At 37.2% G+C, this 22922-nt stretch carries 30 protein-coding genes and 1 pseudogene; 19 read left to right on the forward strand and 12 right to left on the reverse strand.

Features of this window, described 5'->3' with window-relative positions; genetic code table 11:
• Positions 1–318 precede the first annotated feature (318 nt).
• A complete protein-coding gene (locus ACH0CI_RS08760) occupies positions 319–402 on the forward strand; it encodes a KxYKxGKxW signal peptide domain-containing protein (RefSeq protein ID WP_368485975.1) in 84 nt (27 codons plus the stop codon).
• Here ACH0CI_RS08760 and ACH0CI_RS08765 read toward each other — a convergent pair.
• The 4 genes from ACH0CI_RS08765 to ACH0CI_RS08780 all read right to left on the reverse strand — a co-directional run bounded on the left by ACH0CI_RS08765 (position 373) and on the right by ACH0CI_RS08780 (position 2345).
• On the reverse strand, positions 373–828 hold the full coding sequence (locus ACH0CI_RS08765) for a hypothetical protein (protein ID WP_014459377.1): 456 nt from the start codon (positions 826–828) through the stop codon (positions 373–375). The genes ACH0CI_RS08760 and ACH0CI_RS08765 overlap by 30 nt on opposite strands.
• Before the next feature lie 238 nt (positions 829–1066).
• Positions 1067–1519, reverse strand: a complete 453-nt coding sequence (locus ACH0CI_RS08770; RefSeq protein WP_013057779.1) for a DMT family transporter — start codon at positions 1517–1519, stop codon at positions 1067–1069.
• Between the two features lie 12 nt (positions 1520–1531).
• A complete protein-coding gene (locus ACH0CI_RS08775; RefSeq protein WP_406901265.1) occupies positions 1532–1960 on the reverse strand; it encodes a DMT family transporter in 429 nt (142 codons plus the stop codon).
• Between the two features lie 70 nt (positions 1961–2030).
• Positions 2031–2345: an ArsR/SmtB family transcription factor gene (locus ACH0CI_RS08780; protein WP_013083854.1), complete on the reverse strand. Its 315-nt coding sequence runs from the start codon at positions 2343–2345 to the stop codon at positions 2031–2033.
• A gap of 295 nt (positions 2346–2640) precedes the next feature.
• Here ACH0CI_RS08780 and ACH0CI_RS08785 point away from each other — a divergent pair, with 295 nt between their 5' ends.
• The 3 genes from ACH0CI_RS08785 (at position 2641) to ACH0CI_RS08795 (ending at position 5127) form a co-directional block, all read left to right on the forward strand.
• On the forward strand, positions 2641–4131 hold the full coding sequence (locus tag ACH0CI_RS08785; RefSeq protein WP_049165429.1) for an MFS transporter: 1491 nt from the start codon (positions 2641–2643) through the stop codon (positions 4129–4131).
• Between the two features lie 286 nt (positions 4132–4417).
• Entirely contained in the window at positions 4418–4588 is a 171-nt protein-coding gene (locus ACH0CI_RS08790; protein WP_013083852.1) for a hypothetical protein, read from the forward strand.
• 146 nt (positions 4589–4734) lie between these two features.
• Positions 4735–5127 carry a hypothetical protein gene (locus tag ACH0CI_RS08795; protein ID WP_406901266.1) on the forward strand — a complete coding sequence of 131 codons (393 nt, stop codon included), beginning with the start codon at positions 4735–4737 and terminating at the stop codon, positions 5125–5127.
• A 23-nt stretch (positions 5128–5150) separates the two neighbouring features.
• On the opposite strand, the gene ACH0CI_RS08800 is transcribed toward ACH0CI_RS08795, so the two are convergent.
• On the reverse strand, positions 5151–5507 hold the full coding sequence (locus ACH0CI_RS08800) for a helix-turn-helix domain-containing protein (RefSeq protein ID WP_028414387.1): 357 nt from the start codon (positions 5505–5507) through the stop codon (positions 5151–5153).
• A 267-nt stretch (positions 5508–5774) separates the two neighbouring features.
• On the opposite strand from ACH0CI_RS08800, the gene ACH0CI_RS08805 reads away from it, so the two are divergent.
• Together ACH0CI_RS08805 and aspA are read left to right on the forward strand one after the other, a co-directional pair.
• Positions 5775–6758 (forward strand): asparaginase, encoded by a 984-nt coding sequence (locus ACH0CI_RS08805; protein ID WP_335707403.1) that lies wholly within the window; start codon positions 5775–5777, stop codon positions 6756–6758.
• Positions 6759–6778: 20 nt separating this feature from the next.
• Positions 6779–8209 carry an aspartate ammonia-lyase gene (gene aspA / locus ACH0CI_RS08810; protein ID WP_014459383.1) on the forward strand — a complete coding sequence of 477 codons (1431 nt, stop codon included), beginning with the start codon at positions 6779–6781 and terminating at the stop codon, positions 8207–8209.
• Between the two features lie 32 nt (positions 8210–8241).
• Here aspA and ACH0CI_RS08815 read toward each other — a convergent pair whose 3' ends face one another.
• The gene (locus tag ACH0CI_RS08815) at positions 8242–8685 is read right to left on the reverse strand and encodes an HIT family protein (protein WP_335707404.1); all 444 of its coding nucleotides are present in this window, start codon (positions 8683–8685) and stop codon (positions 8242–8244) included.
• 254 nt (positions 8686–8939) lie between these two features.
• On the opposite strand from ACH0CI_RS08815, the gene ACH0CI_RS08820 reads away from it, so the two are divergent.
• The 4 genes from ACH0CI_RS08820 (at position 8940) to ACH0CI_RS08835 (ending at position 11126) form a co-directional block, all read left to right on the forward strand.
• The gene (locus ACH0CI_RS08820) at positions 8940–9362 is read left to right on the forward strand and encodes a MerR family transcriptional regulator (RefSeq protein ID WP_406901267.1); all 423 of its coding nucleotides are present in this window, start codon (positions 8940–8942) and stop codon (positions 9360–9362) included.
• A gap of 427 nt (positions 9363–9789) precedes the next feature.
• Entirely contained in the window at positions 9790–10371 is a 582-nt protein-coding gene (gene clpP / locus ACH0CI_RS08825; RefSeq protein WP_406901381.1) for an ATP-dependent Clp endopeptidase proteolytic subunit ClpP, read from the forward strand.
• Between the two features lie 12 nt (positions 10372–10383).
• Positions 10384–10548, forward strand: coding sequence for a hypothetical protein (locus tag ACH0CI_RS08830; RefSeq protein ID WP_165573521.1), 165 nt, complete (start codon positions 10384–10386; stop codon positions 10546–10548).
• Between the two features lie 161 nt (positions 10549–10709).
• Positions 10710–11126: a YhfM domain-containing protein gene (locus ACH0CI_RS08835; RefSeq protein WP_028414382.1), complete on the forward strand. Its 417-nt coding sequence runs from the start codon at positions 10710–10712 to the stop codon at positions 11124–11126.
• Positions 11127–11406: 280 nt separating this feature from the next.
• Here ACH0CI_RS08835 and ACH0CI_RS08840 read toward each other — a convergent pair whose 3' ends face one another.
• On the reverse strand, positions 11407–11676 hold the full coding sequence (locus ACH0CI_RS08840) for a GlsB/YeaQ/YmgE family stress response membrane protein (protein WP_013083843.1): 270 nt from the start codon (positions 11674–11676) through the stop codon (positions 11407–11409).
• A 350-nt stretch (positions 11677–12026) separates the two neighbouring features.
• On the opposite strand from ACH0CI_RS08840, the gene ACH0CI_RS08845 reads away from it, so the two are divergent.
• Positions 12027–12842: an STAS domain-containing protein gene (locus ACH0CI_RS08845; RefSeq protein WP_335707406.1), complete on the forward strand. Its 816-nt coding sequence runs from the start codon at positions 12027–12029 to the stop codon at positions 12840–12842.
• A gap of 43 nt (positions 12843–12885) precedes the next feature.
• Here ACH0CI_RS08845 and ACH0CI_RS08850 read toward each other — a convergent pair whose 3' ends face one another.
• On the reverse strand, positions 12886–13071 hold the full coding sequence (locus tag ACH0CI_RS08850; protein ID WP_335707407.1) for a Spo0E family sporulation regulatory protein-aspartic acid phosphatase: 186 nt from the start codon (positions 13069–13071) through the stop codon (positions 12886–12888).
• A 157-nt stretch (positions 13072–13228) separates the two neighbouring features.
• Positions 13229–13492 carry a GlsB/YeaQ/YmgE family stress response membrane protein gene (locus ACH0CI_RS08855; RefSeq protein WP_013083841.1) on the reverse strand — a complete coding sequence of 88 codons (264 nt, stop codon included), beginning with the start codon at positions 13490–13492 and terminating at the stop codon, positions 13229–13231.
• Between the two features lie 197 nt (positions 13493–13689).
• On the opposite strand from ACH0CI_RS08855, the gene ACH0CI_RS08860 reads away from it, so the two are divergent.
• The 3 genes from ACH0CI_RS08860 (at position 13690) to ACH0CI_RS08870 (ending at position 15688) form a co-directional block, all read left to right on the forward strand.
• Complete coding sequence (locus tag ACH0CI_RS08860; RefSeq protein WP_335707744.1) at positions 13690–14454, forward strand: GNAT family N-acetyltransferase; 765 nt, start codon at positions 13690–13692, stop codon at positions 14452–14454.
• A 142-nt stretch (positions 14455–14596) separates the two neighbouring features.
• On the forward strand, positions 14597–15073 hold the full coding sequence (locus ACH0CI_RS08865) for a hypothetical protein (RefSeq protein ID WP_014459392.1): 477 nt from the start codon (positions 14597–14599) through the stop codon (positions 15071–15073).
• A gap of 138 nt (positions 15074–15211) precedes the next feature.
• Positions 15212–15688, forward strand: a complete 477-nt coding sequence (locus ACH0CI_RS08870) for a hypothetical protein (RefSeq protein WP_335707745.1) — start codon at positions 15212–15214, stop codon at positions 15686–15688.
• A 36-nt stretch (positions 15689–15724) separates the two neighbouring features.
• Here the strand turns inward: ACH0CI_RS08870 and ACH0CI_RS08875 are convergent, their stop codons facing one another.
• Positions 15725–16558 carry an STAS domain-containing protein gene (locus ACH0CI_RS08875; protein WP_335707746.1) on the reverse strand — a complete coding sequence of 278 codons (834 nt, stop codon included), beginning with the start codon at positions 16556–16558 and terminating at the stop codon, positions 15725–15727.
• 238 nt (positions 16559–16796) lie between these two features.
• Positions 16797–17579 (reverse strand): YtvA family blue-light photoreceptor, encoded by a 783-nt coding sequence (gene ytvA, locus ACH0CI_RS08880; protein WP_335707747.1) that lies wholly within the window; start codon positions 17577–17579, stop codon positions 16797–16799.
• 152 nt (positions 17580–17731) lie between these two features.
• Here ytvA and ACH0CI_RS08885 point away from each other — a divergent pair, with 152 nt between their 5' ends.
• The 4 genes and pseudogenes from ACH0CI_RS08885 to ACH0CI_RS08900 all read left to right on the forward strand — a co-directional run.
• On the forward strand, positions 17732–17995 hold the full coding sequence (locus tag ACH0CI_RS08885) for a hypothetical protein (RefSeq protein WP_335707748.1): 264 nt from the start codon (positions 17732–17734) through the stop codon (positions 17993–17995).
• A gap of 352 nt (positions 17996–18347) precedes the next feature.
• The gene (locus ACH0CI_RS08890; protein WP_406901268.1) at positions 18348–19013 is read left to right on the forward strand and encodes a cobalamin B12-binding domain-containing protein; all 666 of its coding nucleotides are present in this window, start codon (positions 18348–18350) and stop codon (positions 19011–19013) included.
• Positions 19000–19824: an STAS domain-containing protein gene (locus ACH0CI_RS08895; RefSeq protein ID WP_029714452.1), complete on the forward strand. Its 825-nt coding sequence runs from the start codon at positions 19000–19002 to the stop codon at positions 19822–19824. The genes ACH0CI_RS08890 and ACH0CI_RS08895 overlap by 14 nt, the downstream gene beginning before the upstream one ends.
• 134 nt (positions 19825–19958) lie before the next feature.
• Positions 19959–20351: pseudogene (locus ACH0CI_RS08900) on the forward strand (EamA family transporter); the annotation flags it as partial.
• A 113-nt stretch (positions 20352–20464) separates the two neighbouring features.
• Here the strand turns inward: ACH0CI_RS08900 and ACH0CI_RS08905 are convergent.
• Positions 20465–21379 carry a LysR family transcriptional regulator gene (locus tag ACH0CI_RS08905; RefSeq protein WP_013083830.1) on the reverse strand — a complete coding sequence of 305 codons (915 nt, stop codon included), beginning with the start codon at positions 21377–21379 and terminating at the stop codon, positions 20465–20467.
• 408 nt (positions 21380–21787) lie between these two features.
• Between ACH0CI_RS08905 and ACH0CI_RS08910 the strand changes: the two genes are divergently transcribed.
• A complete protein-coding gene (locus tag ACH0CI_RS08910) occupies positions 21788–22891 on the forward strand; it encodes a citrate synthase/methylcitrate synthase (protein WP_050689865.1) in 1104 nt (367 codons plus the stop codon).
• The last annotated feature ends 31 nt before the right edge of the window (positions 22892–22922 follow it).

The following is a 22922-nucleotide window of genomic DNA, read 5'->3' on the forward strand; positions in this document are numbered from 1 at the left end:
CTTTCATTTAAACGTTGTTGCTTTATTATTATTATTCTGAAATCTTTCGCTGTCAACTTTTGTCGTTACATGCAGTTCTTAATACCTATTGATTTCCAGTTATGTAGGACAGCTATCCTCAACCTTTCTGTCATAGCAATTAAAGCGCTTTACTTTCTTTTTCATCCTACAAGAAACCCTACAGAAATAGATAAAAACCGACAAAAAGTTATCAAGTTCGTATCTTATGCACTAGCAATATGAAAAAATTAGGGGATAAGTGGTAGTTATATTCCCTAAAATTGTGAAGAGAAAACACGCTTCATAATAAAGCCCCTTTTGAATAGCGGAATAAATACCTTCAAAAGGGGTAAGAATTGGCTTTTTGGGCCTTTATCTTTCTTGATGTTTATATTCGAGTAGTTTTACGACGTTTTCTACATCATTTTCAGCAGAAAGTTCGTTGATATTCACTTTGTAAATAAGCGTATCCGTTGCAAAGAATTCATCTTCTCCCTCAGGTTTTACTTTCAAGTTTAGGATTTTTACCCGCACAATATGAGTGAACTTACCGCCTTTACCTGGCTGTATCTCACCCATTTGTATTCCGATATCATCTTTTTTAATCGGGCGAACTTTTACTTTTTTATGCTGTTTACCGTACACCTTCTCATAATGAGAAGTAATATCTTGATGTACCCAAGGTTCAAGAGATTGATAAATAAAATCTTTTACAACAGGCTGACTTACGTGTGATTCTATATTTTCTTCTGGTATATTTTCTTCTGCGGAAATGGAAAGCGTAAAACAAAAAAAGACAAATGCTGCTAAAAACAAAAATTTTCCCACGAAAAAACCCACCTTACCTGTTCGTTTATGTAGCCGATTTTCTAGATCTGCCTCTATATCTTTTGAACAAAGGCATGAAGGTATGCACAGTTTTTTGTGAAATTCACCTGATTAAAAACCAATTTCGTTTAAATAAAATATGTTCTAAATAATTGATTGAAAATTCAAACGCGGTTTACGTACAAAAATAGCCAAGTGCGCCTTTACATAGGGACACTTGGCTATTTTCATGAATATTTTATGCTGCTGTTTTCTTATTGCCTTTGAAAATAAAATAAAGAGCTAATAACATAAATGCTACACCAATCCAGCGGGATAGATCGAAGGGTACTTCCTTGCTTCCAAACCAGCCAAAATGGTCGATAATCATACTTGCAAATAACTGACCGATAACAGTTGAAATATTAGCTGCTGTTACGCCAATTTTAGGAACGGCTAAAACGGTTAGAAACAAATAAGATGCTCCGAATAAAGCGCAAGTAAGCTGCCATTTAGGGACATCAAAAACAGAGAGAATGTTTCCTTGTCCAAAGAAGACCACGACAATCGTTAAAATCATGGCACCTGTTGCAAAGGTTAAAAAAGCTGTTTCAAACGTACCTGTTTTTTTACTTAAAGTACCGTTAATAGAAGACTGAGCGCTTAGCGTTAATCCTCCTATTAAGGTAAGTATTACCATCAATAAACTCATCGTAAAACCCTCCTAGAAAATAAGTACAAGCGCAATTCCCATACATACAATAGCCATTACGCGTTCTTTGTTAATTTTAATTTTGCTGCTGCCAAGCCAACCAAAATGCTCAATGGTCATGCTTGTAATCATTTGGCCCACAATAACCGCAACCATTGAAACACCAATTCCGATAAAGGGGATACTAATCACTAGAATTGTTAAATAAACCGTACCTAATAAACCGCCGGTTAAATTCCACTTAGGTGCTTTTAAGACGTAAGGTAAATCTCCTTTTCCAGCAAATAAAGTGGTCAGACCTAAAATGAGCGTTCCCATGATAAAAATATAATAACTGCTTTCAAGTTTGCCCACTGTTTTTCCAAGTTCTCCGGCAATTGCGCCTTCCATACTTAAAGCAGCGCCGCCTAGAACCGCAACTAAATAAACCAACAACTTCACGTTTATCACTCCAATATTTCTTTATATTTGTATATCTAGAAAAATAGATATAACGAGTGAAAAAAACTCGTTAAAGTTTTTTTCGTAAGAATGAAGAAAGCTCTTGAAGCGTTTCTTCATTTCGGCGATAGTATGTCCATTGACCGTGCCGAATTGACTCTAACAAACCTGCTTTTTGCATCATGGAAAGATAGCTGGATACTGTTGACTGAGACAGCTGAGCTTTTTCTTGAATATCTCCCACGCAAACACCGCCTCTGCTGCTGACCTCCTTAGGCAAATGTGCTTGTTTGTCTTTAAAATGCTTTTCAGGTTCTTTTAACCACTCTAATATATTTAATCGAGTTTCATTAGATAATGCTTTAAAGATATCAATAGGTTTCATACTTATTATTTTATTCGTCACAGCTCAGATGTCAAATGTTCAAGTTTGCATTTTATAGCTAAATAACTAGCAATGGGTTGAATTATAACAGCTGTGAACAAAAAGTCAACTTATAATAGGACATAAAGAAGAACGTTTTACCCAGCTGCTTTTCTATTTATATAAGTAGGAAGCATCTTATTTTTTTGAGCAGAACAGATGACATATTCCTTATTTTTCAAGGAATAGTTTGGTAAAATAGAAAAAAGTGAATAACAAAAGAAGCTAGTCTATTTACTCAGGGGGAGGGCTGCATATGCAAGGGAAAACAAAACAAGTGCGCTTTCGTAATATGGTAGCGTATGGATTTGGGGATTTGTTTGGGGGAGGATCCTTTTTTATTATCGGCACATTGTTTATGGTGTTTTTAACGGATGTAGTCGGGCTTTCTCCTGTAGAAGCAGGAACGATTGTAGCTCTTGGAAAAGTGTGGGATGCTTTATTAGATCCAACCATTGGGTACATATCTGATCATCTTCAGACAAAAAAAGGACGAAGAAGAGTCTTTTTTCTTTTTGGAATCATTCCAGTTGCGATCACGTTCAGTATGCTGTGGATTCCTATTGAAGGCTCACATATGTTTAAATACACCTATTTTATCTTAGCCTATCTTTTATTTAACACGGCGTTTGGTATGGTGATGGTTCCTTACAACACGCTAGCAGCAGAAATGACGACAGATTATAGTATTCGTTCGAAAATGACGGGAATACGCATGGTCTTTTCACAAGGGGCTTCATTTTTAGGTGCTTTTTTCCCGAAACGAATCATTGATGCGTTTCCAGGTGGACAAGGATATTTAATTATGGGCATTATCTTTGGTCTTCTTTTTGCTCTTCCATGGATTTTTGTCTATAAAGGAACTTGGGATAGCGGAGAAGTAGTGGAACGAAAAAAGAAGAACGGATTTTGGTTAGAATTTAAGCAGCTGTTTATCAGTTTTGGAAGTGCATTTAAAAACAAGTCGTTTAACGTGTATCTTGCCATGTATTTAGCATCTTACATTGCAATGGATGTATTTAATGCTCTTTTCTTTTATTTTATTGCCTATTACATGCTGCGCGAAGCGATTTATGCAGATACCCTGAGCTTTGTGCAAATTACACAAGTGCTATTTATTCCTCTTGTTACGTACATAGCCATTAAGTTAGGAAATAAATTAACCTATAACTTCAGCATGGTCATTTGGGGAACGGGCATTATTTTATTCAGTTTCCTAACAACAGATAGCTCGTTAGTTCTTATTTACTTAGCGGCATTTTTTTTAGGAAGCGGTCATTCGGGAGCGATCATGATTCCATGGAATGTACTGCCGTTTGTATCAGATGTAGATGAGATGATTACGACAAAAAGACGAGAAGGCGTGTATGCAGGGCTGATGTCATTTATTCGAAAATCGTCTCAGGCGCTTGCGATTTTTCTTGTTGGTATTGCCTTAAAGAATATTGGCTATGTACCAAATGCCGAGCAGTCAGCGTCTACGCTAGCCGGCTTACAAAAGCTGTTCATGATTGTACCTGCTATTTTAATTCTCATGGGAATTATAGCAACCATATGGTTTAAAATAAGTCCGAAAAATCACAAAATTTTATTAGCTGAAATTGAAAGAAGAAAAAAGGGCGGCCCGGCGACCGCCGTTACTCCTGAAGCGAAAGCAGTTTGTGAAAGTTTAACGGGCTATAAATACGAACAGCTTTGGAAAGACGTAACCATTTCAAAAGAAATTCGAGATAAAACGGTTGTTTAACCTTTATATTCACGAAAAAAAGTAAAATTTTTAGCGCGGAGATTCGCTAATTATATCCAATAAGAAACTTCCTCTGACGTATTGCCTTTTAACAACAATAGAAATTCTCCTGTCTATCGACTCATTTTTTAGGTGAATTTTAGAAAGGAAGAATTTCTTGTCATTGAAGATGTGCAATTTGGCACGTCTTGATAGGGTGGATTGTACAATTTATAATGAAACTATAAACTAACCACAGGCGCTTTCAAGGCGCAGGTATAAATTAGAAAAAAGGAAGGTACAGTTTATGCCAATTCGATATGTTTGTCCACAATGCCAAGGAGCCGGTAAGAAATTTGGATTGATAAAGTGCAAAGTGTGCAACGGCGAAGGAAACATCATCATGTCTTCTAATGAGCCAGATCCAACTAAAAATAAAAAATTAAAATCATCTTCTAAACAAGATAAAGCAATGTAAGGTATTGCTAATAAAGGTATGTATGAACCCCGCTTTTCTATAAAAAAGCGGGGTTTTCTGCTAGACAGATAAAAGCTTTTCCTATGATACAATAAAATAAAAGTCGCTAAAATAATAGATAGGGAACCGAAAGAAGAGGGAAATAGATGGAATACACAGCAAAACAATTTACGCCGCAGTTAGAAAAGCATATACATAAGGTTGAAAGGTCTATGCAAGAACTTCTCAAATCCATATATGAACAATATAAAGAAGCTTTTGAAAAAAAGGGGATGGAAATCTCTGTAGATGTGATCCGTGAAGGGGAAAATCCTTTTCACCCTGGTTATCACGCCACTATTCAAGTGGGTATTTTAGAAAAAGATGAGTTTTTAGATGGTCTTTTTATTCCTATCTGGCACTGTGTACGCACATTTTGGGGCATTCGATCTTCGAAGAAGCTCCCAGGCAGCAAGATAACCGGAGAGCTGATGGAAGAAACAGAAGAGGAAATAACAAAAGAAGTAGTAGCTTATTTAGACATGCAGCTAGAAGATTAGAAGCAACCTGCTTCTAATCTTCTTTAAATTGAAGAAGGTGCAGTTTCTTTTTCAATTTGTCTTTTAGCACGAATAAAGGCCGTCAGCTGCTGAATTTCTTCTTGAGATAGTTCCGCACCGTCGACCGTAATTCTATGAGTTTGAGGCGATGTTAATTCGATGGGTGCATCTGAAGGAGAATGAGGTTCCTTTTCCTTACCTAGCAAGTAGTCTGTTGATGTATCAAATAGTTCTGCGATTGTAACGAGTGCTTCAAGAGAAGGACGACGATAGCCAGATTCGTATCCTGCGTAGGTGCTTTTAGCAATTTCAAGCTGGTCAGCTGTATATTGAAGAGACCATTTTTTTTCTTTCCTGAGTTGAGCTAATCTGCTTAACATTCATGACGCTCCTTTGTAGGTGTAGTATGTAAAAAACCGAGGCATTCAGCTCGCGCGCAGATCTTTGTAATCAAATCGTGAGCTAATTTACATTTTTATTCATTATATCATTGCTGTAGAGAAAAGTGTACGCGAAACGAATAATTTTTCTCTTGATTTATTGAATTTTGGTTACTATAATTACAGGTGAAGTACGCGAAATGAATATAATTTATTTGATAGATTGTCAGGTTTTTTTACAGAAATTAAGCAAAGGGGATGTCGGTTTTGAAAAAACTATTATTGTTATCAACTGGCGGAACGGTCGCTTCACTTGAAGGTGAAAATGGACTTGTTCCTGGAATGGAGCCAGATCAATTACTAAGCTACATACCTGATTTAAATGAACATTGTCAAATTGACAGCAAATCTCTTATGAATCTTGATAGTACAAATATGCAGCCTGAATGTTGGATAGAGATGGCAAAAGCGATTGAAGAGCATTATAATGAATACGATGGTTTTGTTATTACCCATGGAACAGATACAATGGCCTACACATCGGCAGCTCTTTCTTACATGCTTCAGCATTCTAAAAAACCAATTGCGATTACAGGATCTCAAATTCCTATTTCATTTAGTAAAACGGACGCGAAGCGCAATATTGCAGATGCGATTCGCTTTGCATGTGAGGAAACAGGCGGAGTCTATGTAGTCTTTGACGGTCGTGTGATTCAAGGCACAAGAGCAATTAAGCTTCGTACAAAAAGTTATGATGCATTTGAAAGCATTAACTATCCATACGTGGCGTCTATCCATGATAATACGGTGGAATATACAAAATCCATTCGCTCTAGTAAAGAAGAGTTGACGGTTAATACATCTCTTTGTACGGATGTGGCAGTTGTCAAACTTTTTCCCGGCATTAAGCCTGAATTTTTCGATGGATTAAAAGATGTATATCAAGGCGTTGTTGTTGAAAGCTATGGAAGTGGAGGAATTCCATTTCAAGTTCGCAATATTTTAGCCAAGCTTATTGAATTGACAAATCACGGTGTATCCGTTGTCATTACTACTCAGTGCCTTGAAGAAGGAGAAGACATGGGCATTTATGAAGTAGGCCGAATGATTAATCATGACAGCGTCGTTCGCTCAAAAAACATGAACACAGAAGCCATTGTTCCTAAATTAATGTGGGTGCTCGGACAAACCAAAGACCCTCACCAAGTGAAAAAGATGATGGAAACGTCGATTGCAGAAGATATTAATTAAAAAAGAAAGCAGGTACAGCCATGAAACAAGAAACAGCAGGATATCGTACAGAAGCTGATTTTCTAGGAGAAAAACAAATTCCAGCAGACGTATACTACGGTGTACAAACCGCACGTGCCGTAGAAAATTTCCCGATTACGGGTTATAAAGTACATGAAGAAATGATTAAAGCGCTTGCTATCGTAAAAAAAGCGGCAGCGCTTGCAAATATGGACACAAAGCGTTTATATGAAGGTATTGGAAATGCGATTGTGCAAGCAGCTGATGAAATCTTAGCAGGTCAGTGGCATGAATACTTTATTGTGGATCCTATTCAAGGCGGAGCAGGAACGTCAATGAATATGAATGCTAATGAAGTGATTGCAAACCGTGCCCTTGAAATTATGGGAGACAATAAAGGCGAATACGGTAAATTAAGTCCTAACAGCCATGTGAATATGTCTCAGTCAACAAATGATGTATTTCCAACGGCTATCCATATTTCAACGCTGAACTTATTAAATAAACTTCTTGTTACAATGAATGATATGCATGATGTATTTAAACGAAAAGCGCAAGAATTTGACCATGTAATTAAAATGGGCCGTACGCACCTTCAAGATGCTGTACCCGTTCGTCTTGGTCAAGAGTTTGAAGCATACAGCCGCGTGTTAGCGCGCGACATTAAGCGTATCAGCGCAACGCGTGACCACTTGCATGAAGTAAATATGGGGGCGACAGCTGTTGGAACAGGCTTAAATGCAGATCCTCGCTATATTGAAAATGTAGTCAAACACTTAGCTGATATCAGCGGTCTGCCGCTTGTGCATGCAGAGCATTTAGTGGACGCTACTCAAAATACAGATGCTTATACAGAAGTATCTGCAGCGCTTAAAATCTGTATGACGAATATGTCTAAAATTGCAAATGACCTGCGTTTAATGGCATCAGGTCCTCGTGCAGGTCTAGGAGAAATCAGCCTTCCTGCTCGTCAGCCTGGTTCTTCAATCATGCCAGGAAAAGTAAACCCGGTTATGGCTGAATTAATCAATCAAATTGCGTTTCAAGTAATGGGAAATGACCAAACGATCTCTCTTGCTTCAGAAGCAGGTCAGATGGAGCTTAACGTTATGGAACCTGTGCTTGTATTTAACTTGCTTCAATCAATCAGCATCATGAACAACGGTTTCAGAAGCTTTACGGATCACTGTTTAGCAGGAATTGAAGCAAACGAAACGCGCATGAAAGAATATGTAGAAAAAAGCGTAGGGATTATTACAGCTGTTAACCCTCACTTAGGCTATGAAGTCGTATCGCGTATTGCGCGTGAAGCGATTTTAACAGGAAAACCAATTCGTGAGCTTTGCCTTCAATACGATGTGTTAACAGAAGAGGAATTAGATCTCATTTTAAATCCATTTGAAATGACGAACCCTGGTATTGCAGGAAGTTCATTATTTGATCGTCAGTGAATAGAACGGCTTCCATAAGGAAGCCGTTTTTTTTATAAAGACATTTGCTGAATGACGCGGCGCATTTTCTGAGCTGTTGCAGCCAAGACGTCATCATTTTCAGCATATTCGGGAATTTGCGTATAAAAATCTCCGAAACACTCCTCTTTATATCTCGGAACGACGTGCATGTGAAAATGAGTTAACTCGTTAAACATACCCCCGTTTTGAGAGAGAGTAACTCCGTCTGGAATAAAAAGCGTCTTAACTGCTTTTGTCATTAGCTTCGCTGCATTCATCACGGCCAATATGTGTTCCGTATCGAATTCGTCAATTTCCACTATATGTGCTTTAGGAAGAATTAAGAGATGTCCTTCGTTAAACGGCTTGTGGTCTAGCAGGCATGTCACAAAGGAATCTTCAAATATCACATGCGATTTCTCCTGGTTATTTGCTAACCGACACCCTAAGCAATCTATACTTGGATTCCCCATCATATGTTTTCTCCTTTTTTAAGATAACTAAAGTGTAGCACGAGAAGTATCAGGAGGAATAGGTTGAAATATACCCTGTTGTTTTTTCACTTAGTAAAGAGAGCCGAGATATATGACCTGGGCTCTTTGGTTCGTTCCTTTTATTTATATGCTCAGTTATTTTATCTAAAATTTACCATGGTTTTAATTGTAAAATGAATATCTTTACAGTATAATGACAGTGTAACATTTAACTGTAACTGAAAAGGGGGGATTGTTTGAAAACATATACAGGCAAGCAAATTACGGAATTTTTAAACAATGAAGGTGCGGACTTGAACCTGCGTACGGTGCGGTATTACACGCAAATAGAAATTGTTCCTCCGCTGGAGCTAGTGGGAAATAAGCGCGTCTATACAGATCAGCATGTTCATTACTTTCGAGCCGCTTTAACATTATCAAAAGCAGGGGAGTCACTAGCTTCCATTCAAGAAACGCTGCGTTCAATGAGTGTGGAAGAAGTGAAAAGTATAGGTGCGCAGCTCCCTCTTTACCAAAGCAAACAAATTCGAAATCAAGAAATGCATCAAGTCAATGAAGATGTGTTTGTCGCTATGAATCGGAATTTATCAGCAGACGTACGGCAAAAAGTAATTGAGTCTGTTACTAAGATTTTAAAGGATCATTCATCGCATGATTAAATTAGCCATAGCAAAATCAGTAATGGAAAAAGAAGAAGGAATGAACCACCTATGTATTACATTTGAACGATCGCAAATAAAAGTTAAAAACATCACGATTGATATTCAGCTGCCCCAAGGTTTGTTCAAAACAAGAAACTTAAATGGGTACTGTGAAAACCCACAAGGACAAATCGAAGTAAAACATATTGACGATGAACCTTTATTAATAGAGCTCTACACGGAAGAGACCGTTTTATATCCACAGGCAGAGATTGCAGTTGCGGTGACTTACCGCGATGAACACTTGCATATACAGCAAGAAAGACATTCTCTAATGATTAAATTTACCGATGAAGATTTGATAGGGGATTCATTTTTAAATCAAGAAATCAGTGCAAAAGTAAAAAAATTTGCTCGTATTAATTCAGTGGAAAGAGGCGGTCACATGAACTTAACTCCCTATGTAGTAGAACAAACAAGTAAAGGAGAGCGTGCCTATGACATTTATTCAAGGCTGTGGCTCGACCGAGTGATTATGCTCACAGGTGAAGTTACGGATGAGGTGGCTACTAGCATTATCGCTCAGCTTTTATTTTTAGATGCAGAAAACCCAGAAAAAGATATTAGCATTTATATTAATTCACCGGGAGGGTCCATTACAGCGGGCATGGCTATTTTTGATACGATGCAGCTTATACGTGCAGATGTAAGTACATTGTGTATAGGGCTAGCAGCATCTATGGGTTCAGTTTTACTAGCGGGCGGTCAAAAAGGGAAACGTTTTGCTCTTCCTAACAGCGAAGTGATGATTCATCAGCCGCTAGGAGGAGCAAAAGGACAAGCAGCTGAAATTGAAATTCGAGCGAAGCGTATTTTGCGCTTAAAAGACCACCTAAATGAACTTCTGTCTGAACGAACAGGACAATCGCTGTCAACGATTAATAAAGACACTGATCGAGATACATTCTTTACAGCGGATGAAGCAAAAGAATATGGCTTGATTGATCAAATTTTAGTTCATCAATAAGGAGGATACCATGTGGAAAAGTCAAATCGTTATTCAGTAGAATATGAATGGGGAAACGTGATTTATTACCAAGAAGTAGAAGCAATGACGATACACGAAGCAAAAGAATACGTTCAACATACAAAAGTAAACGCCGCTATTCGCGCTGTTCATGTCATAGAAGATGTCGAATCGTAACGAAAAACTGGATCCTTTCGGGGATTCAGTTTTTTTGAGCAAATGAAGCAGGGATTTATAGGAAGAAAAGAGAATGCAAAAAGAGATTTAAAAACGAGCAGCTGGTAGCATCATTCAGCAAGAACATCTCATTTCAATTACAAAAAGAAAGGTAGATGTAAATGAAAAAAGTATGGTCTGGATTAGTAGTTCTCATTGCTATTTGTTGGGTGATAACAGGATGTCAGCAAAGCAGTGCTTCAAGCGGTACTGTTGAACAAAAGCTCGTAATCGAAAAATACATAGCCGATAATCAATATGGCCATGCGGTTAAAATGAAAGACCAAAATCAAGTGCAGAAAGTGCAGCAGTGGTTAAAAGATGTATCCTGGAGAGAAGAAAAAGCTGAAATGATTCGAAAACCTAACTACATTCTTCACTTTGAACCGGTAGAAACCAAAAAGGATATAAAGGTACAATCTTACCGGATGTGGGTCAACTTAGACAACGAAACCGTTGAATTAGCTACAGATACACACTACGCACAGTTAAAGGGCAAACAAGCAAGGTCATTTATTGAACTAGTAGAACCGAAATAGAAAGCAGCTATAAAACAATGTCCAATAAAAGCTAAAACTGAACCCTTTCATATTGAAGCTATCTTCACCGATATGCTTGAGGACCTCGAAGGTACAGAGGTGCTTATTACTAACGCGCTTGATATGAGGGTGTAGAAATATTAAATGTCAGAGGTGACAAGCAGCAATTATTAAATGTAGCCATAAAGAATTACACTTACAGGTAGGTCCATTATTAAAACATCTTGCTATAAGAAGTAAGGGAAAAAGAGAAATCAAGACGCTGATTTCTCTTTTTTATTTAGGCGTGTCGATGATTATTATTTCCGCGCATTTTGCGTAAAACAAAACTCACAATTAAAACTAAAATAACAGCACCAATAATTGCAGGAACAATTGCGAATCCGCCGATCTCTGGACCGAAATCTCCAAAAATTAGAGAGCCTAACCATGCTCCAATGAACCCAGCGATGATGTTTCCGATAATTCCACCTGGAACATCTCGTCCTGTTAACACACCGGCAAGCCAGCCGATAAGTCCTCCAACAATAAGTGTCCAAATAAATGACATATACCTAACCTCCTTTTTATAGGGAATTCCTTTTCAGTCTTTCCTAAAACACATTTTGTCATGCGACATGCTTGCTGCAAACCCTTTTACATTTTTTCATCTATTTATCATATATGTTAAAATAGTCTAACTTCAAATTGAAATGTTATGTATGAGAATTCACTGTGAACGTAACGATAAAATGAAGGAGAGAAGTTCAGCTTATGTACATTTTGGATTCAATTTAGCTCATTCTATTCGCAAAAGAGGACATCCGGTTCATTTTTAAAAGCTTTTTCCCTTAGTTTTACTTTTTTTAACGGTATTTGTGATATCATTTTAAGTAAACAAATTCTTAACGGGAGAACAATATGGAGTCATTATTATTAGATAAAAAGCTTAAACACATTACGAATTTAATTCTAGAAAAAAAAGAAGAGTTCTCAAAACAAAAACAAGATGAAGACAAAGATATTCAACAACAGTTAGAACCGTGGCGCGTTCATTTAATTCAAATATACGCTGATTCTGTCTCAACAAATGATACGAAAAACTTTGAAGTGCTTGAGGAATGGGGAAGAGAAGTAGCGAATTTACTCGTTACCCTTCAGCTTCCGTTGGATGTAGCATTAGAAGAAATCAGCTATTACCGAAATATTATCGGGGAAATTATTAAAGAAGAAGCAAAAGCTGAAACGTTTACGTTTGATGCCTTCTATCAAGTTATTTCTCGTTTCAACGTAGTAGTAGATAAGGCCGTGCACTGGGTTAGTAAATCGTATATGACCGACTTTGCAAACAAAATCCAATCGGCTCGCTATGCAATTGATGAACTTTCAATTCCTGTGGTACGCATTACGAAAGAAATTGGCGTGATTCCTCTTGTTGGGGATTTAGATACAAATCGGGCTCAAATTTTAATGGAAAATGCCCTTCAGCACGGCAGTGACTATAAGCTAAATTGGTTGATTATTGATTTGTACGCCGTTCCAATTATTGATACGATGGTAGCGGACCAAATTTTTAAAGTAATCGGTGCTTTAAAATTATTAGGCATTCAAGTGGTTTTAAGCGGTATCCGTGCTGAAATTGCTCAGACGATGGTGAACTTAGGATTAGATTTGGTTGATATTACGACTTTCAGTAGCCTTCACCAAGCAGTGGAATATGTTAATCAGGCGGACTAATATAAAACAAAAGCCCATGATATGGTTACATACTCATGGGCTTCTATTGATAGAAGAAAATTTGAAGTTTATTTAATAAAGCATCTAATGATTGACTAACTTGAAGTGTGTTAGGACTTGCCATTCCTTCACGGACAGCCGTTTGAATCATCAACGTTCGTGTCTGTTCGATTTCTTCTATTAGTATTTCGTACATAGATTTGTCTTTTTGATGGGTTGAAAGCAGCATGTTAATTCCTCTTTTTTTATAGTGATTATGGTTAAATTAACATTAATAGGTTTATTTTTCAATATTATGAAATTAAAAATAGTAAATCTTAAGAATTTTCCATATAAAAAAAGAACCTCTTTTTCAACAGAGGTTCTTTTTCTAATATAATAATTTATTATGCATGTTTATGACTACCACGCATTTTTCTCATAATGAAACTTACGATTAATACTAAAATGATTGATCCGATAATGGCAGGAATAATAGCAAATCCACCTACAACTGGTCCGAAGCTTCCAAAGATAGCTGAACCTAACCAAGAACCGATAAAACCAGCAATAATGTTACCAATAATACCTCCTGGAACGTCTCTTCCCGTAATTAATCCGGCAAGCCACCCAATAATACCACCTACAATAAGTGCCCATAAAAATGACATAAATATCATCCTCCTTTTTAATGATGTATTGCTTATATAGGTTAGTACCCCACTTAAAAGAAAACTATTCATAGAATAACAAAAAAAATAAAAAAACTTGGAAAAGGACTTAAGAACTGGGATAGAGTCATAGAAAATAGACTAACTAGTATATAATAGAAAAAGGAACATAGTTTAGAAGAGAGAGGAGACATGAAGTGAAAATAAAAAATCAAAGCGATATAGTAGAACAGCACTTGATTCAGCACTGGATGTATTTTCAGCATACGAAGAAATCTGTGAAGGTGGATACACCAGAAATGAAATGGATTTCTGCATCTCCTTATAATCGCGGCATATATGCAGGAACCCGTCGTATTGAGACTGCGTTAGGGATGTGCTCTTCGGAAGGGGAAGAACCTCTATGGATTGTTGGTCCATCTTCATATGATAACCTTAGGCCAGTTCTTCATAAAAATGGATTTGTTCCTTATGAAAAATGGATCGGAATGATTCAGCACATTCAAGAAAAAGAATACGTACACACAGGAGTAGAAGGGTTTCAATGTAAGCGAGTGCACACAGAAGCTGAATTGAAAGAATGGATAACGGTATACATAGACGGCTATCAAAAACCAAAAGAATATCAAGCTGACTTTCTTGAAAGGTTTAGGGAGCTTATGCAGCACACTGACCAATATCACTTATATTTGGGTCTTTATCACAACCGGCCAGCTGTAGCTGGGTCTCTCTTTTTTTATGACGGTACAGCGGGTTTGTACTGTATCACTACAGCTAGACATATGAGGAGAAAAGGCCTGGCTACCGCCTATTTGAAGGAAGTTCTTACTGAAGCAAAAAAACAGGCAGATACGTGTATTTTGCATGCTACAAGTGCAGGAAAGCCAGCCTATGAAAAACTTGGCTTTACAGCGGTTAACGAATTTGATGTATACAGATGGAGAAATAGAGATGGAAAATAATGTGCCGAAGCTTGTGAAACAAGAGACAAAATTCGACAAAATTTTAAAAAAGTGTAGCTTCCACTTCGTTTTTGGTGTATCCTAGGGAAAAGCAGCAGCATGAGCTAGTGTTGTACATAGAACACAGATAAAAGGAGTCATTATGAAACATTTTTTTAAAACGAGCACGTTTTGGATAGGTTTAGTTGTCGGAATCGCGCTCACATTTGGGGGATATTTTACTGTTACTAGTATTTATGATTATTATTTAGGACGAGAACAGCTGAAAGTATTGACTGCCTCTCAGAAAAACCTTCAAACTGCTTTTAAAGAGTATAATCAGCTTATGGCCGAAAAAAAAACCAAAAAGCAATTTATCAATGAACTCGATGATATTTCAAATACGATAAACTATGAATATAATGAATTAGCTTCCCTTGATCCTACGATGAAAACGATGTATAAGCATACGGGCGTCATCGATGATATGGAACTGATGATTGATAATATCGATAGCATTTATGAATTAACGATGAATGATCACAAAGACGCAACAAAACCGCTTCAAACCTACGTATCTGATTTAATGGAATATGTAGAAAAAGATATGAAAAAAGAAATAAGCATGCTAAGTAAATAGAAAAAAACAGCTGTCTAAACAAATAGGCAGCTGTTTTTTTGTTGATTGTAAAAGGAATCTTTTAGTTGCAGGCGAAAGAGTATACTATGCACCCACTCACTTACGTGCACCACGTTCACAAAAAAGGGAGGACATAGTATGAAAAAAGTGGTGGTTATCCTATTTAGTTTATTTTCATTAACCGCATGTCAGGTTCCTACAGCTGAAACGCTTGAAGATCCTTATCCACCCGCTATAAAAATAATAGCCGAAGGTAAAGAAGCCATCATCAAGCCTTTATTTTTTTGCTGGACCGAATGTGAAGCTGATTTTGGCGAACGAAAAAATTTCAGACAAATTGTTATGAAAGATAGTATTCCCGTCTCTCAAGGTGGTCAAGTGTCCATTAAAATAGATGGTAAAAAACCTAATGCGCTTTATTACAAACAAATCCGCAATCAGTCTATTTATGAAAACGTAGTAGAAAAAAAGGACATAAAAAAAACATCCGCTATTACAGTAGATTCTGCCTCTCGCAGCGATCGGTATATACTCGTAGCGGACTGGAAAGATACCAAAGGAAAAAAGCTAATCGGGCGTGTCTATTACACCCCAGTAAAATTTGAAACGCCATAGATATGACTCTCTATGCTGTAATAGAGAGTCATATGCTTAACTAATAGAATTAAGCGCCTGTGCAAGAGAAGAAGTAGTTTTAACATGTTCAAACGAAAGCCCTAAGCGAATTGCAGTTTGAGAAATTTCCGGTCGAATTCCAGATAGAATGGTTTCTACCCCAATTAAACGAAGAGCTTTTACCAAATTAAAAATTTCTTGTGCCATCATCGTGTCAATCGTAGCTACACCGAGCAGGTCAATACATAAATGTTCAACGTCTTTTTCTGAGCATTGCTGAAGCGTGTTTTCTAAAATAAACTGACTTTTAACCGTTCCAATATCTCCCACCAGAGGCAGAAGTGCAACTTTGTTTTGCAGCATGATCACAGGAGAACTTAATTCATTAATTAACTCTTTCTGAGCGTTCAACTGTTCTTGCGTATTCTTATGATATTCTTGAATAAAGATATAAATAGATAGATCAAATGCTTTAACAATAATGTCATACCACATAAATATCTTATCCACGCTTACCTCTTCTGGATGCAAAGAGACAAACTTCTTTAAGTAATTAACGACAATTTTTTGTGAATTAAAATATTCTCGAATAACAAAGTGAAGAGGCGTACTTAAATGCTTTGGATCACGTGCAAGTTCGACCGACCACTGCTGGAAATCGGAAAAAAAGTACTCCTCATCTTTTATAAATACGTCAAATAAATGCTGAAAATAATCTTGATTTTGCTGCTTCAGTTCTTTCACAATTACTGGATTTTTACTCGAATACACGGAGAACTCGTTTTCATCATCGAGCTGATTGTACCAGTCTTCAGTTAATTGAAGAGAATGTTCTTTAAAAAATTGATATAAGTCCTGATTTCTATGCATGAAGACTCTCCTTACATATGTATAGTCTAATTGATTTATAAATAAAGGCACAAAAGCATCCACTGACATAGAGTGCGGATGCTTATAAATAAATCCATTATGAAGCGCATTTATTTTCCTATACGCCTTGTTTTCCCCAACTGTAAACTCTCAAACCCAATTTATTAAAAAATAAACATTTTTTAACTAACATCTTCATGCATTTTAACTCTTTTTCATAAGGCATCACTTCTTGCGCTTATAGCTTTAGCTTCGGTAAGGCATCTTTAATGCTTTGATAGACTAAAATAAAGGACATATCATCTTCTATAGTGCTCATATGTATGGCCATGTTAGGGGAAATTCCGGTTAAAACGAGCTGAGTTCCCATTAACTTCAGCCAATTGTAAATATTAAGAATATCACGGCCGAATGAATCGTTAAATCCAGCTAACCCTGAGACGTCTACGATTAAGTAACGATCTTTGCTGCTTGTGTTACGCGAGGTGAAACTATTAAATAGCATTTCTATACGCCGCTCGTTTAAAGTTCCGATTAATGGAAGAACAGAGATTCCTTCTTCTATTGGCACGATAGGAGTGGATAGCCTTTCCACTTCTTCTAAAGCTTGCTGAAGCTGTTCCTGGGCTGTAATTTCTATGGTTACGTCTTTTTGAACACCAATAAAGTAGTATTTATCTTCTTCCTCTACGTATGTCGGGTCAATCGTTAGCTGATTATGAAAGAAAGAGCCGTCTTTTCGATAATTCACAAGCGTAACAGAAACTGACTGATTGCGGCTTATAGCGCTGCGAATTTCATCAACGTGGTGCGGGCTTGTAAGAGACCCTTGTAGAAAACGGCAATTTTCCCCTAATACTTCTTCTTCCTTATAGCCGGTCATAAGGGAAAACCCTTGGTTGAGGTAAATAATTGGATTATCAGGTAAAGAAGGATCCGTCACGATAATACCAGATTGCGAACTATGAAGGGCTTTATTTAAAATGGACCATTTTGAATCTTGAGCTTCAGGTGTAGTCAATGCATTCCCTCATTCCTTGGAATTTTTATAAAAATATTGTGACATAAACACATTTAAAAAACAATTTTCGACGCGTTTGCTTCTAGAGAAAGAATGAAGATAAGGAAAAATATGTTATAATAGTTTCATGGGCAAAGGGAGTGTGAACAAATGTGATAACTATCAATTTATTTAACGTTAGTTTCTTTGTGATGGCGCTAGTAGGCTTTATTCTCATTTTTTGTTTGCGTATAAAGTTCAAGCGGCCACTGTCATTCTTTAAATGGTCTTTTTTGTTCGGAACGGTGCTGCTGTCGCTAAGCGTATACTTGTTTATGGCGACCAGCCAATATATTCATTTGATATGGGATACAATCGGTTCAGTTATGACAGCGCTCTATCTTATCAGTATTATGGTTGGAGCAGAAGAGTCATAAATACATATGTTTGAAAGTCTATTGAAAGTGGAAGATAAGGAGGATGCTTAAAAGAGAAACAGACGAATTGACATTCTTTTAGCCGAAATGATGACAACTGGAAAAAACACCTCGGTAAAAAATGCCGAGGTGTTTTTCGTAAATAAAAGGTAAAGGAGAATATTTAGAGAAATACTAGTCATACTTTACTGAGTGTAGTAAAATAAAAAGTTATTATTCTATTTTTAGGTTGTTGCTATTGGCAACATGTGTTAGTCTAAAAGTGGTATACATTTTAGGCGATCTTGAAAAAGAGAGACGAGAAGCTTTTATTCAAGTTTCTTAAAAGCTTTACGTTTACTGAGGTGAAACAATGAAATCTCAAGTACAAAAATTTGTAGGCTATTTATTAGCTGGTGATCAAGACAGCGCTTGGGAAGTTGTGCTAGAAGAAATCCACCAAGGAAAGAACAGCCTAGATATTTATGAAAATTTAATTACAACCGCAATGCGAGTAACTGGAGATATGTGGGAAGAAAATATCATTTCTGTAGCTGATGAGCATGTTGCAACTACGACGTGTGATTATGTGCTAACTCGCTATCGCTTTTATAAAAAAATTCAGGGACACGCTTCAGACACCGCTCCAAGGGCACTGCTTCTATGCTTGGAACAAGAACAGCACTTCATTGGTTTAAAGATGGTGGCTTTATTGTTTGAGGAACATGGTTGGAATACTCGCTTTTTAGGGGCCAATCTACCTCTGGAATACGCTGAGAAAATGGCTATAGAATGGAAGCCGCACATGGTAGGATTATCTGTCAGCATTCCTTATCATATTGAGAGGCTTGCTGAATATACCAAAACTTTGGACAAATTAGAACCAAGACCAACAGTAATGGTAGGAGGGCGTTTAGTTTCTCAAATTGATTTCCGTTCTTACTGTTCTGAGCATGCACGCCTAATTCCGGATCTTTACCAACTAAATAACTGGTTAATCAGTTATCACAAAGGAGTGGAAGTTAATGTCGATGCTTGAATATGTTCCAATTCCTTACTTTCTAGTGGATACTGAATTTAATATTTTGGAATGGTCACAACAATCAGGTCATTTATTTAAGCCTTCAGCTAATTTTTTAGATCTTGTAGACGTATTTAGTCAAGAAAAGGCGAGAAAGTTTTTAAGCTTGCGCCAGAAAGATTCTCGAGAATTGTCTGTAGACGAACCCCATGATGAGCAAACGCTTGTCCAAAGCCGAGGCCAGGCTATTCAGAAAGTAGAGCTTGTGATGCAAACCAATGATTCGCCGTATTCACTGTTTGAATGCTTAATTCAATGGGATAGTGATATAGGTCATTTAGTTTGTATTCGCCAAGATGAACGTATACAGGAGCTAACGAATCTTGTTCAAGACCATCGGAAACGATTAGCAGATACAGATTTTGAACTGCTTGAACAAAAAGAACGTCTCGAAAAATCATTACAAAAAATTAAGCAATTGTCCGCTTCTTTTATTAAATTATCCTCTAAAGTAGGGCTTATACCTCTTTTTGGAGACTTAGACACAGCTCTTGTAGCTGAAAATACGTCCATTTTGCAAAACTTTGCACATGAAGGAAATTACACCACGCTTCTATTTGACTTTGGGGGCCTAGATATATTAACAACCGAAGGAATTCAAGCTTTTGCAGGCTTTATGCAGTCCTTCTATCTTATGGGGATCACATGCTATATTATTGGCATGAAACCGCACCATACGGCTGCTTTGAAAAATAGAACGTTTGGTGAACAAATTATTTATATGAATAACCTGAGTGAAATTATTGCTGTGAATAAAAATGTGAGTTAAAAGGGTAGAGGAGAAGAAAGTTATTCTTCTCCTCTTTCTGTATACACTTCTCTTCTTATAATTAAACATCTATTAAAGAATCTTTTTATATTTCAGCTGAAAGAATGGCATTAAGACGTTGAAGTCCTGTGTCGTTTTTAATTAATGGTATTCAAAAGTTTTACGGGGGAATATTTCTACTGGTGCTATCTTTATGTACAGAGCAGATTCATGTTTCAACTATTATGCCTTGGAACGCAGTATGGTCTATTGTATATTTAATTTTTGTTGGTTCAATTGCTGGACACGGCTTATACTATTGGCTAATCGCCCAAACAAATCCGGTTTTTCCATCTACTTGGTTGTATGTATCTCCTTTAATCGCGGTGTTAATCGGCTATGTAGTCTTAAATGAAGCTATCACGCCTTCTATTATTGGCGGAGGCCTTCTTATTTTAATAGGAGTATTTATGGCCAATCGTGAAGCTTTGGGAGTATATTTGGGAGTATATTTTAAAAAAGGTGTGCTATTCAAAAAGCAGCTGTAAAACAAGTCTCCATTTGCTGACTTGTTTTTAGTTGATCGCAAGACAAAAAAGATTGAAGAAAGATATAAAAGATGACTAAAAGCCTCTTCCTAATGAAAGAAGAGGCTTTTTTGTTAAGAGTTTGCTGACATCGTATGAGACGGCAAAATGATGTCTTGGTCTACTAGGAAGGATAAAAGTTCTCGTGTAGCATATGACATATAGCGATCTTTTTTCAAAATGATGCCGAGCTCCCACATTGGAGTAGGTGCGGCAATTGGAATACTTTTAATAAAAGGATTATTGATTTTTGGAAACACGGACTTTGGTAAAATGGCAATACCTAATTCAGAAGCGACTAGTTCAATAATCAAATCCCATTGAGAACTTTCGTACGCTATTTTTGGATGAAAACCCGCTTGAATGCACTCATGAATAATGCGATCATGAAGAGAGAAATCTTTGCTGAACAGGACAAACGGCTCTTCTCTCAGCTCGCTCAAAGCAACGATTGATTTGGCTGCCAGCGGATGCTCATGATGAATGTACAAATTAAACTCTTCTTCAATAAACGGATAGACGTGAAAAAGAGGGTTTTGAATAGGCAATACGATAATACCAAGGTCTACTTGTTCGTTTTCTACAAGTTCGACAATTCGCTTTGCGCCAAGTTCCACAAGCTCCAATTTCACCTGAGGATGTTTTGATGTAAAGTTTTTTGCGATCATTGGGAAAACAACAGTTCCTACTAAAGGAGGAATTCCTACTTTAATATCTCCTGTAGGGAGATTTCGTAAATCATCTAACAGAGCATGCAGCTCGTGAAGAGTGGATACCAGCTTTTGGCTTTGCCCATACACAATCTGTCCTGCATCGGTTAACGTCAGCTTTCGAGTAGAGCGATCAAAAAGATCTACGCCGAGTTCTTCTTCCAGTTTTTTTACAATTTTACTTAATGCTGGCTGAGACAAGTGAATTGCAGCTGCTGCTTTCGTGAAACTTTTTTGATTGACTACTTCCATGAAATGTTGCAGTTCTCGAATATCCATAAATTCTCCTCACTAGTATTCTTAGTTTTCATACTATTTATTCTATTTATCTATTTTACTTATGATTCAAATAAATGTAAACTCTTACATAAGGAAGTGAATAGTGATTCATCTAAAAACAGCACATGAAATTCCTCTAAATACGTTAGAAACCCGCATATTTGTAAGCGTTAACAAAAAAGTACCCTCGAAGAAAATCATAGAAAAATATTTTTTCTCCCGTAAAACAAAGCCGCGAGCGCAGAAATAACACATGTTGAAATGTTCATTTTGTATACTGTTCTGACAATTAAGAAAGAGGAATAAAATGGTATAGTGCACCACTAAGGTGAGTCTATTCATTCTGCAAACGAGCCGTACATAGAAAAAAGGGCCGGTTTGTTAAAAATAATTGGGGGAGTGGTTGAGATGACATACGTTAAAGGACTAGAAGGAATCGTTGCAGCTGAAACAAAAGTAGGGCATGTTGATGGAGAGAAAGGTCAGCTGATTTATCGCGGATATTGGGCAAAAGATTTGGCGATCAATTATTCTTTTGAAGAAGTTTCTTATTTAATTTGGAACGGCACGCTGCCAAATCATGATGAGTTAAAAGCATTTAAACAAAAAATGGTGACTCATCGTACGCTTCCGGCTAATATTGTTGCGTTAATGGACTGTTTGCCAAAAGATACAGAAGTGATGAGCGCGCTTCGCACATGTATCTCAGCTTTAGGAGACCCTTCATACAGCTGGCCTCCGACAAAAGAGCAGGCGCTTGCCATTACAGCAGTCACACCTACTATTATTGCCTATTGGTATCGTAAAATGAATGATTTAGAAGTAGTAGAGCCTAACGAGCACTTGGATCATGTAGCAAACTATTTATACATGATTAATGGGGAAATTCCAGATCAAAGTTTGGTTACTGCGCTGAACGCATATTTTGTTTTGACAATTGAGCATGGAATGAATGCCTCAACCTTCTCATCACGCGTTATTTCATCTACCGAATCTGACATGGTTTCAGCTATTTGCGGAGCAATCGGCGCGATGAAAGGTCCGCTTCACGGAGGAGCTCCTTCTGGTGTTATTAGCATGTTTGATGAAATTGGAAGTGAAGAGAATATTGAGCCTTGGGTTCGTAAAAAATTAGATAATAAAGAGAAAATCATGGGATTTGGTCATCGCGTTTATCGTACACATGATCCAAGAGCAGAAGCATTAAAAGAAGTTTCGAAACAAATCTCCGGAGACAACGGGCTATTTGATTTAATTGTTAAAATTGAAGATAAAACCATTGAGTTACTCAATGAATACAAGCCGGGTAGAGGTATTTATACCAACGTAGAATATTTCGCTGCAGCGGTTATGAAAGCGGTTGAGCTTCCGTCTGAACTATTCACTCCGACCTTCACAGCAAGCCGTGTGGTTGGTTGGACAGCTCATGTCGTAGAACAGTCAGAAAATAATCGTATTTACCGACCTCAGTCTGCTTATATTGGTTATACGCCAGTTGAGCAAAATCAATAATAAACCGGATTTCACATAAAAAACGTCGGTA

Origin of the sequence: Priestia sp. 179-F W1.4 NHS, assembly GCF_045369295.1 — a bacterium.
Classification (GTDB): domain Bacteria; phylum Bacillota; class Bacilli; order Bacillales; family Bacillaceae_H; genus Priestia; species Priestia zanthoxyli.

Bases quoted from the DNA above. Each gene is read 5' to 3' on its own strand.
- ACH0CI_RS08770 (WP_013057779.1), bottom strand. From the start codon at position 1,519: ATGAGTTTATTGATGGTAATACTTACCTTAATAGGAGGATTAACGCTA.
- ACH0CI_RS08780 (WP_013083854.1), bottom strand. From the start codon at position 2,345: ATGAAACCTATTGATATCTTTAAAGCATTATCTAATGAAACTCGATTA.
- ACH0CI_RS08785 (WP_049165429.1), top strand. From the start codon at position 2,641: ATGCAAGGGAAAACAAAACAAGTGCGCTTTCGTAATATGGTAGCGTAT.
- ACH0CI_RS08790 (WP_013083852.1), top strand. From the start codon at position 4,418: ATGCCAATTCGATATGTTTGTCCACAATGCCAAGGAGCCGGTAAGAAA.
- ACH0CI_RS08795 (WP_406901266.1), top strand. From the start codon at position 4,735: ATGGAATACACAGCAAAACAATTTACGCCGCAGTTAGAAAAGCATATA.
- ACH0CI_RS08800 (WP_028414387.1), bottom strand. From the start codon at position 5,507: ATGTTAAGCAGATTAGCTCAACTCAGGAAAGAAAAAAAATGGTCTCTT.
- aspA (WP_014459383.1), top strand. From the start codon at position 6,779: ATGAAACAAGAAACAGCAGGATATCGTACAGAAGCTGATTTTCTAGGA.
- ACH0CI_RS08815 (WP_335707404.1), bottom strand. From the start codon at position 8,685: ATGATGGGGAATCCAAGTATAGATTGCTTAGGGTGTCGGTTAGCAAAT.
- clpP (WP_406901381.1), top strand. From the start codon at position 9,790: ATGAACTTAACTCCCTATGTAGTAGAACAAACAAGTAAAGGAGAGCGT.
- ACH0CI_RS08835 (WP_028414382.1), top strand. From the start codon at position 10,710: ATGAAAAAAGTATGGTCTGGATTAGTAGTTCTCATTGCTATTTGTTGG.
- ACH0CI_RS08840 (WP_013083843.1), bottom strand. From the start codon at position 11,676: ATGTCATTTATTTGGACACTTATTGTTGGAGGACTTATCGGCTGGCTT.
- ACH0CI_RS08845 (WP_335707406.1), top strand. From the start codon at position 12,027: ATGGAGTCATTATTATTAGATAAAAAGCTTAAACACATTACGAATTTA.
- ACH0CI_RS08850 (WP_335707407.1), bottom strand. From the start codon at position 13,071: ATGCTGCTTTCAACCCATCAAAAAGACAAATCTATGTACGAAATACTA.
- ACH0CI_RS08855 (WP_013083841.1), bottom strand. From the start codon at position 13,492: ATGTCATTTTTATGGGCACTTATTGTAGGTGGTATTATTGGGTGGCTT.
- ACH0CI_RS08865 (WP_014459392.1), top strand. From the start codon at position 14,597: ATGAAACATTTTTTTAAAACGAGCACGTTTTGGATAGGTTTAGTTGTC.
- ACH0CI_RS08870 (WP_335707745.1), top strand. From the start codon at position 15,212: ATGAAAAAAGTGGTGGTTATCCTATTTAGTTTATTTTCATTAACCGCA.
- ACH0CI_RS08875 (WP_335707746.1), bottom strand. From the start codon at position 16,558: ATGCATAGAAATCAGGACTTATATCAATTTTTTAAAGAACATTCTCTT.
- ACH0CI_RS08890 (WP_406901268.1), top strand. From the start codon at position 18,348: ATGAAATCTCAAGTACAAAAATTTGTAGGCTATTTATTAGCTGGTGAT.
- ACH0CI_RS08895 (WP_029714452.1), top strand. From the start codon at position 19,000: ATGTCGATGCTTGAATATGTTCCAATTCCTTACTTTCTAGTGGATACT.
- ACH0CI_RS08905 (WP_013083830.1), bottom strand. From the start codon at position 21,379: ATGGATATTCGAGAACTGCAACATTTCATGGAAGTAGTCAATCAAAAA.
- ACH0CI_RS08910 (WP_050689865.1), top strand. From the start codon at position 21,788: ATGACATACGTTAAAGGACTAGAAGGAATCGTTGCAGCTGAAACAAAA.